The following is a 14474-nucleotide window of genomic DNA, read 5'->3' as shown; positions in this document are numbered from 1 at the left end:
AAATGTTGATCAGTTATTAAATATCTTTTCTAACTCTTTTCCAATCTGATCGCCGTCTCCCGTATCACGCGCAAGTATCTTTCCATCAGGACCAATGATCAGTTTTGTCGGCAAAGCAGTGACGCCGTATTTTATCGTGATGTCCCGGGGATTAGACTGACGCTGCATAACCTTCTGTTGATCTACACCCGCCAGTACGTGCCGCCAGATACCGATACCATCCTGTTCTATCGCGTTTTTCCAGGCAGCTTCACGTCCATCATCAGAAGCAATACCAATGATCTCCAGCCCTTTTCCTTTGTATTTATTATACCATTCTATCAGGTGCGGATGACTGTGGCGACAAGGCACACACCAGGAAGCCCAGAAATCCAGTATCACGTACCTGCCCTTGAAATCCGACAAGGACAGTTGTTTACCATTGATATCGCTAACACTGAAATCAATGGCCTGCTGACCCGGAGCGCCTGCTTCCATCCCCCTGAGTGTTTCTCCTATAGCCTTTCCTAACAGCCCATGCTGCTCGGCAGGAGTGAATAAGTCATACACCTTCCTTATTGCTGCCGTACTGTAAAAAGGCATATAAAAATTCAGATAGTATGCTGTCACGTAAGAATGCGGGTTTTGCAACATAAACGTGTAATACGTTTTGTTACGCTGCTCCTGTAGTTGGTCCATTTCTGCACGTTGTACTCTTTTAGCGGTAGTATCTGTTGTTTGCTTAATGGCCGCCCGCAACGCAGTACTCCGCTCCTCTATGGGTTTCAGCATACGTTCCAGCGCTTCAGACTCCCTTTGTGTTTCAGAACCACTGAGTGTGAGCGTTTGCAGCGCCGTAGCATCTCCCGTCATTTTCATAACAGCAGGTTCTATGAAAAACACGCGGTAGTCTTTCCCTGACTGCACATGTTTATCTGTTGTCTGTTGGCCTTTAAAAACAAAAGAAACAGACGCAGTACCTGGCCCGCCGATATTCCCACTGATCTTAAACCGATGGTCTTTAACGGCCTTTACAATGACTACCTGTTTATGCGCCGCATCAGCATATGTCCATCTCACACTATCAGGATTACCGGCAGTCAATATCCCTTCTAATACAAACTGTTTTGTTTTTTGCTGTGCAATAGCTCCGCTTGCGGTACTGCATAATGCAGCCGCTAATAAGACAAACTGTATTTTCATGATGATCTTTTTATTGCGTGTATCCCGGATTCTGTGCGCCGATCAGTGGATTGTTGACAAACTCTGACCTCGGAACAGGGTAAATGTATTGTTCTTTATTTTTGATAGTTGGTCGTAGCGTAGTAACAGTCGCCAGTGGAAAACGCAGCAAGGCGAAGTAATACTGATCATCCTCCCCTGCAAAGCTTTTCACATACTCATAGTAACCCTGCAACAACAGATCGTCCGCCGTATTTGCCTGCTCAACCGCCAGATAGCTGGTCGTATTGTCTGTTGCAGTAATACCGGCGCCCGCTTGTACAGCGTGTATCAGTCCCTTTGCAACAGCCAGACTACCGCCGGAACGGATCGTCGCTTCAGCCGTCATCAGGTAGACCTCAGACAAACGGATCGCATACGCCACTTCCGATAACTGTGTCGTAGTCAGTGTGGATTGTACATACTTTATAAAATAAAATGTACCTGCCTTATCACCATTCGCATTGCCGATATACCATTGCTGACGCGGATCATTTGCCAGCAGATCTTTTAATAGCGTCGTTGCTACATAAAAAAAGTTACGCCGTACATATACACCGCTGGTATTATAGTAGTAAGCCCCCTGGTTAGCCTGTGGTGTAACGCCCAGTATCACCTCTTTACTGCTCAGCCCTTTTACATAGAAGATATCACGGGTATTCGGTTCTAACACATAACCACTGCTGCTGATAACATTATTTCCAATAGCGGCACACTGTGCATAATCCTCCTGCTGGCCCCTTGCTAACAGCACACGCATCTTCAATGCCATCGCCGCCCATTTTGTGACGTACACATTGCTACCGGATGTAGCGGCATTCTCTACCGCATAATCCAGGTCTGACAATATGAACTGATAACTGCTCTTGACATCAGAACGTGCCCTGGCATAAGTAGTAGAGGTAAGGAACTTGTCATGCAACAGCGCCCCGTAACTACTGTTAATATCAAACCACTGGCCCATCAGTGTCAGCACCTTGAATATAGCAAAGGCCCGCATAAACCTGGCCTCCGCCAGTATCTGCTCTTTTCTGCCATTGGAAAATAAGGTTCCGCTGAGTGCAGTCACCTGGTCTATGATACCATTGGCCGCATTCACGAGGGAGTAATAACGCCCCCAGTCATTATTGAAATTGGTCCTTCCTAATACATTACTCGCTTCATTCAATGTATTACGCCCATCATCCAGTACGCCTGCCAGTATAGCCGTATTAACCTGGTTATTCGTCCAGTTCGTATTTGTTTGTGAAGCGTTGGCAAAACGGTAATACACCCCGTTGAGCGCAATGTTAGCCGTTTGCTGATTGACAATTGTATTTCCCTGCACCAGCGCGTCTTTCGGCAGCTCGTCCAGTTGCTTCTTACAGCTATACTGGCTGCCCGCCATCAATACCGCCGATAATATGATAATAGCTTTTTTCATCTTTAATGTCCTTTAAGATCATAATAAATCACACGCCTAGAAGCCGAATCTGAAACCCAATACAAACTGACGGATAGTCGGATAATTGTTGGAATCCGTATAACCATCTACAATGCTATATGGATCATTGCTCACCTCCGGATCCTGTCCCGGATAGTTCGTGATCGTAAACAGATTGGTAGCAGAAGCATAGATGGAGGCTGACTGTACCTTCGTCCGCGTCAACAGTGTTTGCGGAAACTGGTAATTGAGCGTTATAGATTTCAGCTTGATAAAGGAGGAACTATAAATATCATTACTGCTGGTGAAATTGGAGTTCTGTCCGTAAATAAGTCTCGGACGATCTGAATCTTTGTTTTCAGGCGTCCAGCGGTCCAGTATGCGCACTCCCTTATTGGTAAGATCAGTCACTGATTTATTGGCAATATCCGCCGCATAGAGGATATGTCCGCCATAGGAATAGGTCATTAAAGCTGACAGGGTGAAATTGCGCCAGTTAACGGTATTCGTCCATCCACCATAGAACTTCGGTGCAGCGCTTCCTATGAGTGCATAAGAATCAGGAAATCCCGACAGCGGACCACTGGTCGCCAGCACATACATCGGATCTCCTATATTCAGATAAGGAGTAAAGAAGGCATAGTAAGGAAAGGCCGCTTTATACGCGTCCAGCTGTTCTTTATTCTGAATGATACCATTGTAGGGTGTACCCACAAACTGTCCTACCGGATATCCGGTTCTCAGTACCGTATTGGACATGATATAACTCTGTCCGCCGGAAGAAGTAACCCCACCACCATGATTCGGATCCGTATAATCCATATTCAGACCGGTCACGAGACTACGGTTGAAAGACATATTCAGACTGCTTCTCCAGCCCGCATGTTTACCTGTAATAACATTGCCGGAAACCTCAATTTCAAGTCCTCTGTTGCGGATGTCTGCCAGGTTGGCGATGACAGATGAGTAGGAAGAACTGGATGGCAAAGGTTGATTAAATAACAAGCCGGAAGACTTCTTCTCATACACCCCCACATTCAGTACCAGACGGGATCTGAACATAGAGATATCAATACCCGCATCTTTCTGTAAGGTCTGTTCCCATTTCACTTTGTTGTTACCCAGTTGAGATGGGATCACAGCATTTGTACCATTGTAGGATACAGGCGTATACAGCGTACGGTACAGGTAGTTACCGATATTCTGCGTACCTGTATAACCAGCACTGGCACGCAGTTTCATATCATCGATCCAGGTAAACTTTTTCATGAATTTTTCTTGCGAAATACGCCAGCCGATACCACCGGAAGGGAAATAACCCACCCTGTTATCTGAAGAGAACTTCGAAGAAGCATCCGAGCGACCGGTAAAAGTGATCAGGTATTTATCCCTGAAAGCATAGTTAGCACGCAGGTAAAAGCTTAGTAAAGCATTTTGGAAGGCGGCCGACTTACTTGGCAGTGTCACAGCAGCTGATGATAAATTATTCAGGATAAAATCATCCGGATAGGTTTGTCCGGAAGCCTGGAATGAATTAGACCTGTCTTCCTGCCAGGAAGTACCCGCTACTACATCCAGACGATGATCCGGTCCGAACTGTTTATTATAGCTCAATGTATTTTCATACAGGTAGCTGGTCGTTTCTGTTTGTCCCTGTGAACCAATACCTCCCATAGAACTTCCTGCGCCACTGGCAGTTTGTACCTGGGCAGAAGAAGGTGTGTAGTTACGCTGGTGATACTGGTTGTAATTGATGGAAGCCTGGCTACGGAATTTCAGCCCATTGACAATATTATACTCAAGTGCCAGTGAGCCAAGAAACAATCCATTTTTACCCTGGTTGATACCATTCAGCAATGCCAGCGGATTCTGAAACCCGTTGAAATTATCTGAATTCACGGCACTGCCGGCCAGATTAGCCAATGTACCATCAGGATTATAAGGCGCCCGGGTAGGCGGTGCATATAATGCCTGGGCATATGCGCCGTTGGTGATATTGTTGGTAGAAAATGCGTAGTTGATATTTGTTGTAAACTTCAGCCGGGCATTGACCTGGTTATCAAGGTTCAGCTTACCCGACAGGCGTTTGAAGTCAGTACCTTTTACCACGCCTTTCTGTTCTGAATAAGAAAGGGACGTGTAATAACGGGTTCCTCTGCCACCACCGCGTACAGAAACGTCTGTGTTCTGGGTAAGACCGCTCCTCAATACAAGCGATAACCAGTCTGTATTATCCATACCCAGATAGGAAGGATCATTAAGGATCTTATTCGCCGTAGCTGAAGGTTGCTCCCCCATGGCCACCCTGTCGGCGTTATAGTTCGTAGCGGCTTCTTTCAGGATCATCCTGTATTGATCTGCATTCAGCACATCGGCTTTAACCGGACGGGAAACACCGGTATAATTATTTAGTTCAAAATAAGGCTTCGTATCCTGTGTACCTTGTTTGGTGGTGATGATCACGACGCCATTTGCCGCCTTAGATCCATAGATGGCGGTGGCAGATGCGTCTTTCAGGATATCAATAGATTCAATATCATTAATGTTCAATCCCGCCAGACTATTCAATCCACGTGCATAAGCACCCGAAATAGCATTGGATGGATCACTGAAGTTGGTCGAACGTGCAACAGGGTCTACCACTTCGCCAGGCGTTTTGATATAGCGGCTGGTGGGCGTAATCTGCACACCATCGATGATGTATAAAGGATCATTCCCCCCAAGGATAGACGTACCGCCACGTACACGGATATTAGCCACACCACCGGGAGAGCCGTCAGACTGTACCACCTGTACACCAGCGGCTTTACCTGCCAGACCAATATCGATAGTGGCAAAGGGAACATTCCGTATTTCATTTACGTTCACCGTAGCTACGGATCCAATGAGGTCTTTCTTCCTGGTACTACCGTATCCTACTACAACGACCTGGTTCAGTGCAGCATTTGTCACCTTCAGCTGAAAGTCGATAGTCGGCTGATTCCCTACTGTTACCTCACGGGTGACATAACCCACAAAACTGATTACCAGCACATCGCCGATATCAGCGGCTATCACATATCCGCCTTTGCTGTCGGTAACGGTGCCTTTACCGCTATTGCGGTTACGGATGGTTACACCAATAAGCAACTTCATGTCTTCATCAAACACGGTTCCTTTTACAATCCGTGCTTGTTGTGGCTGAGACGGGATGCTGTTATTTTTTTCTGCGGATACCAGCACTACGTTTTTACCCATGATCTTATAGGTCACTGGTAATCCACGCAGACAGCTATCCAGTGCTTTTTCAATCTGGGCATCTCTGATACTGATCGTCACCTTGTAATTAGCAAAGGTGGCAGCATCATAAAAGAAGTGGAAACCAGACTGCTTACTGATCCGTTCCAGCACTTTTTCAACAGGTGTATCCTTTTCATTCAGACTGATTGCCTGACTAAAGCTGCTTGCACTCACATGCATCAAGGTAACAAGCATCAGAAAGGTGACAATTTTCAAAACCATCAGGATTCTTTTTGACAGCAGCGGGCATGGCGCTGCCATAGTAAAAGAATGGAAATTCATTACTTTTGTACTGTTTGGATTAATAAATGATAATTGCTAATCAGATTCCCGGAAGGGAGGGTTAATCCAAAAGTCAATCGGCGTAGAAGTGTTCGTACCACTTCTGCGCTTTTTTTCTGGATATAACCCTGTCCGGATGGTTGGTCTTGTTATCTCTTCATGTTTGGCTGATTTATAAGTTTTAGAATTTTGGTTGATCAATCCGGTACCACTGTTATCGTCTTACGTGGTCCATTATCTGTTATTTTAAAATTCACATGCAGGAGCCTGAGCATGTCCAGGACTTCGGTGATAGCTGCCCCGCGGGTGATCTCTCCGGAGAAATGCCGTTCAGGGACTGCTCCTTCGTAAATCACATCCACATCATACCACCTGCTCAGCTGTTTCATGACGTCTTCCAGTTTAGTACCGTTAAATTTGAAAAGCCCGTTTTTCCAGGCAATCACCATATCGGTATCCACCTCCTTATTGATGGAGATGTCTGCTGTATGAACGATAGATTGTTCTCCGGGGGCCAGTTCTACCTGGCGGCGACCATTATCGATCCTGATTTTACCTGCTAATAAGGTGGTGATGATATGTCCGTTGTCCCCATAATTATTGATATTGAACTGTGTGCCCAATACCGCGATAGTTTGCCCAGCCGTATGTACGGTAAATGGCCGTCCGGGATCGGTAGCTACCTGGAAATAAGCCTCTCCGCTCACTTCTACCTGTCGCGTATCCCCGTTAAATGCCGTTGGATAACGGATGGAACTTGCCGCATTGAGCCACACAATGGTCCCGTCTGCCAATACCAGCTGGAATTGTCCGCCACGTGGCGTGGCAAGCGTATTATACGTAACAGCTGTTCCGGCGCCCGCCGCATATAGCAGACTGCCTCCCTGTTGTTGTACAGCTGTTTCCCCCTCGCGGATCAGTTGGTGGCCTGTGCTGTCGAGGTTAACTTTTTCACCGTTGGCAAGTGTAAGAACGGCTTTATTGGATCCGGGCATGATAACCGGATCGGACTGTTGTGCCAGTCTGTCGCTGACCGCTGTCTGGTTGTATTGCCAGCGATAGATACCCAGTAATGAAAAACATAGTATAAGGACTGCTGCCGCCCACCACCAGGTACGCAGTCGACGGACAATCGCTGTCTTTTCCGTTGCTCCTTTATCCACAGAGACAATACGTGCGACACGCTCATGCAGGGTACTTTCATCCAGCGGCTCCGCTGTGACAGCCTCCTGTTCCATCAGAACCGCAATCGCATCTATAGTGGTATCATCTGGCAAGTCCAGCCAGTACTGCAATTCCTGACGTTCCGCAGCCGTTAATACCCCCTGGCGATGTTGCCCTAATAAATAAGCGATACGTTCTTCCATACGCCCCCTTTACTATATAAGAAGCAGGAAACCGGAAATGGTACTATCCGGACTCCAATTTTTTTTAATAATCTTTGAGGAACAAAAAGAGAGGGATCATAAAAGTATATCCTGAAGCCGCCAGGTGTTCCCGGATCTCCTTCAGACTGGTAGTTAATACGTTCTTTACGGTACGTGGAGTAATAGACAGTGTATCGGCGATCTCCTGTATCCGGATACCCTCATCCCGGCTCATACGGTAAATACGGCGGCGTTGTTCTGGCAGCCGTGCTACCGCTTCGCCGATCACCCGCCTGATATCCGCCAGGTGCGCCTGGTCATCCGGCGTAAGCGGGGCCAGATCTCCATCCTTATCCATATTAATATTCAGCGTAGCCAGCTTTTCTTCATATACCAGCTGCTTCCTGAGTAGGGTGAGGTATTCCCGGGAGGCGACTTTAAAGATCCAGGCACTGAGATTTTCAATCTCCGGCAATTTGTCCCTGTTCAGCCAGATCCTGATAAACGTTTCCTGTAAGATATCTTCTGTCTGTAACGCCGAGCCGGTATATTTCCAGATAAAAGGACGCAGTTGAGGATAATAACGGGCATACAGCTCCCTGAATGAAGCCTCATCGCCTTCTGCGATCTGTTGCAGCACCCCCTGTTCTATATTTGATGGTTTATCCGGCAATATTATCCCTGACGTTTTACTCTCCCAAGATACAGCAACTGTTGAAAGTTTCAAGGCTCCCGGCAAACATTACGCACTCCCGCTTATCCAGTCCACTTTACACCTGGCCTGTCTTTAGCATAGATATGGCAATAAAAAAGCGCAGGCATTCAACCCGCTCTCCTGATTATTTCTGATAATATTGAATATACTATTGCTTTAACACCTCCGCCAGCTTATTCCTAAGCGCCTCTCCATGCAGGTTCACACCTACTACCTTTCCCTCAGGGTCCAGCAATAAGTTAAAAGGCACTCCATTTGCCCGGAAATAACGATATATCTCCGCATCAAAGTGTCTGGGATCAATGGCATTGACCCAGGGAAGTTGCTCTTTCTCTACTGCCGTCAACCAGTCCTGTCTGTCTCTATCAATAGATACTCCCAGAATCGCAAATTGATTTCCTTTATATTGCTCATACAATACTTTAAGCAATGGTATTTCTTCCCTACAGGGAGCACACCAGGATGCCCAGAGATCAACCAGTAGATATTTTCCTTTAAAGCCGTCAGTACTGATTGAATCTCCTGCGGCATTTACCGCCTTAAAATTCTTTATTACCTGCCCCGTCTGTGTACGTTCATAGTACTCCAGTCGTTTTTTAACTGCCCCACCATATATAGTAGTTTTATAACGTTCCGGCAATTGTCTGTAGATGGAGTCAAGAAGTAATTGTGGTATCGCAGCTTCAGATCCGGTACTCACGAGATAGAATAATGGCGCAAAACTTTCCGGATGTTCTTTGAATAAATCCCGTATCAAACCAAACGCGAATTGTAACTGCTCAGCCTCCGGAGCATGAATATACTTTGGAGCAAGCGTTTTAATTTTTCTTTCTAATGGTCCAATCACTTCATTAATAGGGCCCGCCTTTATAAAGTTGATGTTTATCATACATGCCTCCCTATTATTCAGCAAACTGACAGCTATCGTTGTATCAACTGTAATTGCCGTCTCCCCCGCTTCCACATACAACCCATCAGATTCTATAGGAAAATGGCTGTCTACAGATAACCTTGCCCGGACAGGACCTGTTGTTGATCCTTCGAAACGGAATTTATTGTTTTTTATAAGGACTGTATCTACATGATGATCCCAATCGAGATAGATCTTTCCTTTATAATTCAGCGACGTACCCCGGATCACAAATTTCTCCTGCGCATAACTGACAGATATAAAGGAACAAAGTAAGAATACAATGAGTGTACTAAATAATTTGTATGGGATAAATTGTCTGCAATGAAGGTTTATTGGCATATTTTCGGGTTATTGGGTCTTGTGGGTATTGGCTAAATATACAAAATCCTGTCGCTAAGCCCCTTACTTTTTACAGCCATATAAGATACATGAAACAGATACTTTGGATTGTAGCATTACTGGCCGCTCCCGCCACTTACGCACAAACAGGTCAGTTTATCAAAGACAGCCGGCATCAATGCCTGATCTGGGATGAAGATTATTCACCCAAAGACAGCGTCACATGGACAGGCAGTTGTAAAAACGGACATGCTTCCGGAACCGGCATATTAACCTGGTATCAGGATAATAAAACAGTAGGCGCCTATACGGGCATCATGGCTGACGGCAAACCAAACGGCCAGGGAACATATGTCATCCCCGGCTATGCGACCCTGAAAGGTACTTTCGCCGATGGCGTCCTGCACGGAAAAGGGGCGGCTTATTTTGAGAACGGCGGAAAAACCATCGGTAATTTTGTAAAAGGTAACTTTTTAAACCTGGATGATAAATACCTGGCGCTCCTGAAAAAGTATGATATCAGCCAGGACAGCACAGATATTTATGTCAATGACAACGGAGCCGGTAAACTGTTCTACTACACGCTTGTGCCACAGGGGAAGATCAACGCTGTGCTCATTCTCTTCCCTTCCACAGGTGAAACAGCAGAAAACGTGATCAGTTGTAACAAGGCATTGATGCAACAAGCCTGGAACAACCATATATTGACAGTCGTAGTAAGCGCCAACTACAACAAAGGACTGGAAACAGATCAACCAGCGCTCACATTTTTCGAAGCCGTTTTCAAGGACCTGATTATCCGGTTCAAAGCCCCCAAAGATAAATTCATATTAAGCGGCCTGTCCCTGGGTGGTGAAAATGCCTTACAATACACCGAGATGTCCAGGAATCAAAAGTATAACACGTTGATAAAGCCACTGGCTACTATCGGCATCGATCCACCTGTTGACATGGCAGATCTGTACTACAATGCGCAAAAACAGATCCCCCTTTACGAAAAAGAAGGCGCTGCATTATCAGAGAGTAAAAAACTAGCACTGACAGAAGCCCATTTCCTGATGGACTACTTTCACATACAATATGGCGGTTCGCCAGATGAATTTCCCGAAAAATATATAGCGGCTTCCCAATTCTCCAGGAACCAGGAGGATGGTGGAAATGCGAAATACCTGGTGGACGTACCCGTAAGACTATACTGTGACCCGGATATTGTATGGCAATTGAAAAATAAAGCCAGGGACTACTACACTATGAATGCCGCTAATTTGTCTGCAATGGCAAATTTCCTGATGCAGCACGGCAGTACTAAAGTAGAGTTTATTCCTGCTGTAGGTAAAGGATTCCGGGTAGATGGTACCCGACATCCACATTCCTGGTCGATCGTTGATGCGGATGACTGTATCAGATGGATATTGCAACTGGCTAAATAAACAAGAGCCCTCCCATAAGGGAAGGCTCTTTACTATACTCAGAAGACCATTAGTGTTGTGGGACCGATCAGTTAAGCAACGCCGGCGGCAGCTTTATCATGTTTGGGTGCAGCATACAACGCCTGCAGTGACTGAACAGATATTGTTGCGCTCTGTGAATTCTGCACGCTGTCTGCATTGATCCATACGATCTGCTGACCGTTACCAAAGAGGCTCCAGGACGCAGACTGATAAGGAACAGGGTTCAATACAACTTTAGGTTGTGCCTGTGTACCGTAGTAAGCAATTACACCGGTAATACCTGTTGAAGGCGCGTTTACACAGATAACCGTAGCAGCATTTTCTGTAAACTGTACAGACATGAATGCATTGATGTTGCTGGTGATCTGACCTGCATACCAATGAGAAGCTGGTACTGCGTAAAAACGGGTAAATTTCTGGAAGCTCTGTTGCTGGCCATTCAGTGAAAGACCCTGGTTGTTGATACCACTGGTATCAGTAGGCATCTTCACGCTGCCAATAAATGCCTGGATATTGGCGCCTGGTTGACCATTCAGAATAGAAGCTGCAATAGTAGCAGTCTCATCGCCACTGACAAAGCAGATAGCAGCAAGACCCTGATTAGCGGTTGTGCCGGGAACGGTAACGGTTACGGGAGGTAATGAGTTGTTACCGGTAACAACAACGGTTGTGCTTGCATCATTTCCTGCAGCATTGTAAAAGAAGAGGCCGTACAGCTGACCTTTGTTCAGACCACCGTTACATGTAGCGGTGTCGCCCTGGCCAAAGCTGATAAGCTGACCTTGGTTCCAATTAATTGCGGACATGATTATAAATTTTGGTTATTTTCCCTACTCTTTTAAAGGCTTTTCGGATCCGCCCTGTCTTACTGTAATGCGCATTGAAGACATCTCAAAGGTGAAGAAATTGACGACTGTCATCGTCGCAATAAAGGATGGTTTTCAGCAATACCCCAATTGGGGTAGACTGTCAGATCAATAGCAGTAGAGGCCGCTGTCCGCCATCAGATAATACCTTTATCGATGGCCAGCCGGATTAGCTCCGCAGAGGTCTTGACATTCAGCTTATGCATGATATTTCTCCGGTGAGTCTTCACCGTATGTTCACTGATATAAAGCGAACTGGAAATAGCCTTGGTATTCATTCCTTCAGCCAGACATTTGATGATTTCCTTCTCCCTTTCAGAAAGTTCCTGTAATCCGCTCTTACCAACACTCTTCCCCCTGAAATAATCAAATACCTGGTCATTGATCTTCGGATGAAAATAATTCTTCCGCTCACTGGCATTGTTAATGGCCTGTACTAACTCCGCCTTGGACGCATCTTTCAGTACATATCCCTGTGCGCCTTTTTCCAGCGCATCTTTGACCTGCCGCATGGACTGATGCATCGTCAACATGACAACAGGTTTATCATATCCTTTATGTTTCAGCAATTCCATACAGGCAATACCATTCAGAATAGGCATATCAATATCCAGCAGTATGACATCGATGTCACTGCCGGCCAGAATATCAGGGATCTCGTTACCATTGGTAGTATGCTTTACCACCGCTATACCATCTTCGGGTTTAAACAAAGAAGCAACGCCTTCTGCAAACAGATGGTGATCATCCACTATCAGTACTTTTATCATAGGTCTCAGTTGAGTGTTATCGGCGTAACAGGCAAGTCTATATTTACCGTGGTACCGCTTGCAGCGTTACTATCAAAGCGGATCTCCCCACGCAGATCAACAATCATTTCTTTCAGTGTATTCAATCCCATACCGGAACCGGTCATTTCTTCTGCTACATCAAATCCTATCCCGTCGTCCTGTACGATGATATTAATAATATTTTCTTCGTCAAAGCAGGTCAGCGAAATAGACAGTTTTGTCGCCCCTGCATGTTTCAACACGTTACTCACCAGTTCCTGCACGATCCGGTATATAATGATTTCATTCCGTGCCTCCATTTTCTGTTCACACATAGCAGCGGAGAATTCCACTTCCAGACTATTCGCCTGCCGCAAATGCGCTGTCAGTTCAACCAATGCAGGTACAAGACCAAAATCATCTGCGATACCCACATTCAGGGAATGGGAAAGATTCCTGATATCAGCGCAAGCCTGATCTATCAACACGGACAAGGTCTGATAATTAGGGATCGCCTTTTCATCTACTGCGTGCATGTTAACCTTAATAGTCGCCATCAGGCTCCCGAAGTGGTTATGTAACTCCCTGGCAAGGCGTTTCCTTTCACTCTCCTGCCCCTGTACCATCGCCTGCAAGGCTTTTGTTTCCTGTGTATTAAGCAGATTCCGGATCCTTTCGTCATGGTATTTCTGCTCATTTACCGCCAACAACTTTGCATTAAAAAAACGTTGCCGGAAATACAGCAACATCAGTACCGCCAATAACAGGAAGAACACCGCAACGATGATATAGATCCTGTTCAGCAATTGGCGTTTTTCCAGTAATACGATCTCTTTTTCCTTCAGACTCACCTCAAACTCCGTCCGCAGGTTCGCCAGCTGCCTGGTCGTACCCGAATTTTCTATACTGTCTTTATATACAATATACCGGCTCTGATAATCAAAAGCCTGTGCATAGTCTTTCTTCGTTTTATACAAGTTTGACAACAAGAGAGAAGCATCCCGCATCTGCTCTTTCAGGTCCAGCGCCTGCGCTATTTCCAGGGCTTTACTGGTATGCCTGATCGCGTCTTCCGTTTTTCCTTCTTCGGCATACAGTTTACCAAGCTGGTTATGATAATCCGCCATGCCAAATTGATCTCCCAGCGGACCAAGCATATCAATTGCCCGTAGAAGTCCTTGTCTCGCACTGTCATTATTACCCTGCTTCCAGTAGACCAGGGCTTTGTTTCCTACCGCATACGCCTGACCGATCTTCAGACCGATCTGTGCAAAAATTGGCTCAGCCTCATTGTATAACAATAAGGCTGAGTCCAGTTCATTCAAGCTATAATAACTATATCCGGTGTTCAGGAGGTTAATGGCCAGTTGTTCTTTATTGCCGTGTAGTCTGATAAGGCCAACCGCTTTCCTATTATATATAATGGCGTTCTTCAGATCATTGTTGGCCATATAGGTATTGGCAATTTCAAGATAACCGGTGGTCAGCCGTTTATGTTCTCCCTTTTCAATGGCCAGGTTGGCACTACGGAACAGGTTTTCCAGGGATTTTTTCAGATTCCCCATTAAGCGGTAAGCAACCCCTTTGGACTGCAGCGCTTCAATAATATAATTGGGTTCGTGATGCGTGGCGGCCAGTTCCAGTAATGTGTCTGCATACAGCAATACCTCATCGGGAGAAGAGGAATAGGCTGCTATTTTCGCAAACATCGCCATCTGGGACATCGGAGAAAGCGTATCCGTCTCCAACAATACCTTTTTAAGACTATCCGCTTTACCCTGATCCTGTGCCCACAGTGTTCCGCTGATACCGAATATCAGACAAAAGAAAACCTGTATGAACCGTGTTCCATCCAATTGAGCGCTGGTT

Annotated in this window: 10 protein-coding genes; 1 reads left to right on the top strand and 9 read right to left on the bottom strand. The window is 45.9% G+C overall.

What is annotated here, in order from left to right; all coding sequences use genetic code 11:
* Positions 1-9: 9 nt before the first annotated feature.
* The 6 genes from CPIN_RS10580 to CPIN_RS36510 all read right to left on the bottom strand — a co-directional run bounded on the left by CPIN_RS10580 (position 10) and on the right by CPIN_RS36510 (position 9518).
* A complete protein-coding gene (locus CPIN_RS10580) occupies positions 10-1182 on the bottom strand; it encodes a TlpA family protein disulfide reductase (protein WP_012789780.1) in 1173 nt (390 codons plus the stop codon).
* A gap of 10 nt (positions 1183-1192) precedes the next feature.
* Positions 1193-2623 carry a RagB/SusD family nutrient uptake outer membrane protein gene (locus tag CPIN_RS10575; RefSeq protein ID WP_012789779.1) on the bottom strand — a complete coding sequence of 477 codons (1431 nt, stop codon included), beginning with the start codon at positions 2621-2623 and terminating at the stop codon, positions 1193-1195.
* Between the two features lie 36 nt (positions 2624-2659).
* Positions 2660-6124, bottom strand: coding sequence for a TonB-dependent receptor (locus CPIN_RS10570; protein ID WP_012789778.1), 3465 nt, complete (start codon positions 6122-6124; stop codon positions 2660-2662).
* Positions 6125-6381: 257 nt separating this feature from the next.
* Positions 6382-7551 carry a FecR family protein gene (locus tag CPIN_RS10565; protein WP_012789777.1) on the bottom strand — a complete coding sequence of 390 codons (1170 nt, stop codon included), beginning with the start codon at positions 7549-7551 and terminating at the stop codon, positions 6382-6384.
* Between the two features lie 64 nt (positions 7552-7615).
* Positions 7616-8224 carry an RNA polymerase sigma factor gene (locus tag CPIN_RS10560; protein WP_012789776.1) on the bottom strand — a complete coding sequence of 203 codons (609 nt, stop codon included), beginning with the start codon at positions 8222-8224 and terminating at the stop codon, positions 7616-7618.
* A 190-nt stretch (positions 8225-8414) separates the two neighbouring features.
* Positions 8415-9518, bottom strand: a complete 1104-nt coding sequence (locus CPIN_RS36510) for a TlpA disulfide reductase family protein (RefSeq protein ID WP_012789775.1) — start codon at positions 9516-9518, stop codon at positions 8415-8417.
* 89 nt (positions 9519-9607) lie between these two features.
* Between CPIN_RS36510 and CPIN_RS36505 the strand changes: the two genes are divergently transcribed.
* Complete coding sequence (locus CPIN_RS36505; protein ID WP_012789774.1) at positions 9608-10948, top strand: MORN repeat-containing protein; 1341 nt, start codon at positions 9608-9610, stop codon at positions 10946-10948.
* Positions 10949-11019: 71 nt separating this feature from the next.
* On the opposite strand, the gene CPIN_RS10545 is transcribed toward CPIN_RS36505, so the two are convergent.
* The 3 genes from CPIN_RS10545 to CPIN_RS10535 form a co-directional block, all read right to left on the bottom strand.
* Positions 11020-11775: a hypothetical protein gene (locus CPIN_RS10545; RefSeq protein WP_012789773.1), complete on the bottom strand. Its 756-nt coding sequence runs from the start codon at positions 11773-11775 to the stop codon at positions 11020-11022.
* Between the two features lie 197 nt (positions 11776-11972).
* Entirely contained in the window at positions 11973-12605 is a 633-nt protein-coding gene (locus CPIN_RS10540; RefSeq protein ID WP_012789772.1) for a response regulator, read from the bottom strand.
* A 5-nt stretch (positions 12606-12610) separates the two neighbouring features.
* A complete protein-coding gene (locus CPIN_RS10535) occupies positions 12611-14461 on the bottom strand; it encodes a tetratricopeptide repeat-containing sensor histidine kinase (RefSeq protein ID WP_012789771.1) in 1851 nt (616 codons plus the stop codon).
* Positions 14462-14474 lie beyond the last annotated feature (13 nt).

This window comes from Chitinophaga pinensis DSM 2588 (assembly GCF_000024005.1).
GTDB classification, from domain to species: Bacteria; Bacteroidota; Bacteroidia; order Chitinophagales; family Chitinophagaceae; genus Chitinophaga; species Chitinophaga pinensis.
This window is presented reverse-complemented; position numbering and strand designations above follow the sequence as displayed.

Bases quoted from the DNA above. Each gene is read 5' to 3' on its own strand.
- CPIN_RS10575 (WP_012789779.1), bottom strand. From the start codon at position 2,623: ATGAAAAAAGCTATTATCATATTATCGGCGGTATTGATGGCGGGCAGC.
- CPIN_RS10545 (WP_012789773.1), bottom strand. From the start codon at position 11,775: ATGTCCGCAATTAATTGGAACCAAGGTCAGCTTATCAGCTTTGGCCAG.
- CPIN_RS10570 (WP_012789778.1), bottom strand. From the start codon at position 6,124: ATGGTTTTGAAAATTGTCACCTTTCTGATGCTTGTTACCTTGATGCAT.
- CPIN_RS36510 (WP_012789775.1), bottom strand. From the start codon at position 9,518: ATGCCAATAAACCTTCATTGCAGACAATTTATCCCATACAAATTATTT.
- CPIN_RS10540 (WP_012789772.1), bottom strand. From the start codon at position 12,605: ATGATAAAAGTACTGATAGTGGATGATCACCATCTGTTTGCAGAAGGC.
- CPIN_RS36505 (WP_012789774.1), top strand. From the start codon at position 9,608: ATGAAACAGATACTTTGGATTGTAGCATTACTGGCCGCTCCCGCCACT.
- CPIN_RS10580 (WP_012789780.1), bottom strand. From the start codon at position 1,182: ATGAAAATACAGTTTGTCTTATTAGCGGCTGCATTATGCAGTACCGCA.
- CPIN_RS10565 (WP_012789777.1), bottom strand. From the start codon at position 7,551: ATGGAAGAACGTATCGCTTATTTATTAGGGCAACATCGCCAGGGGGTA.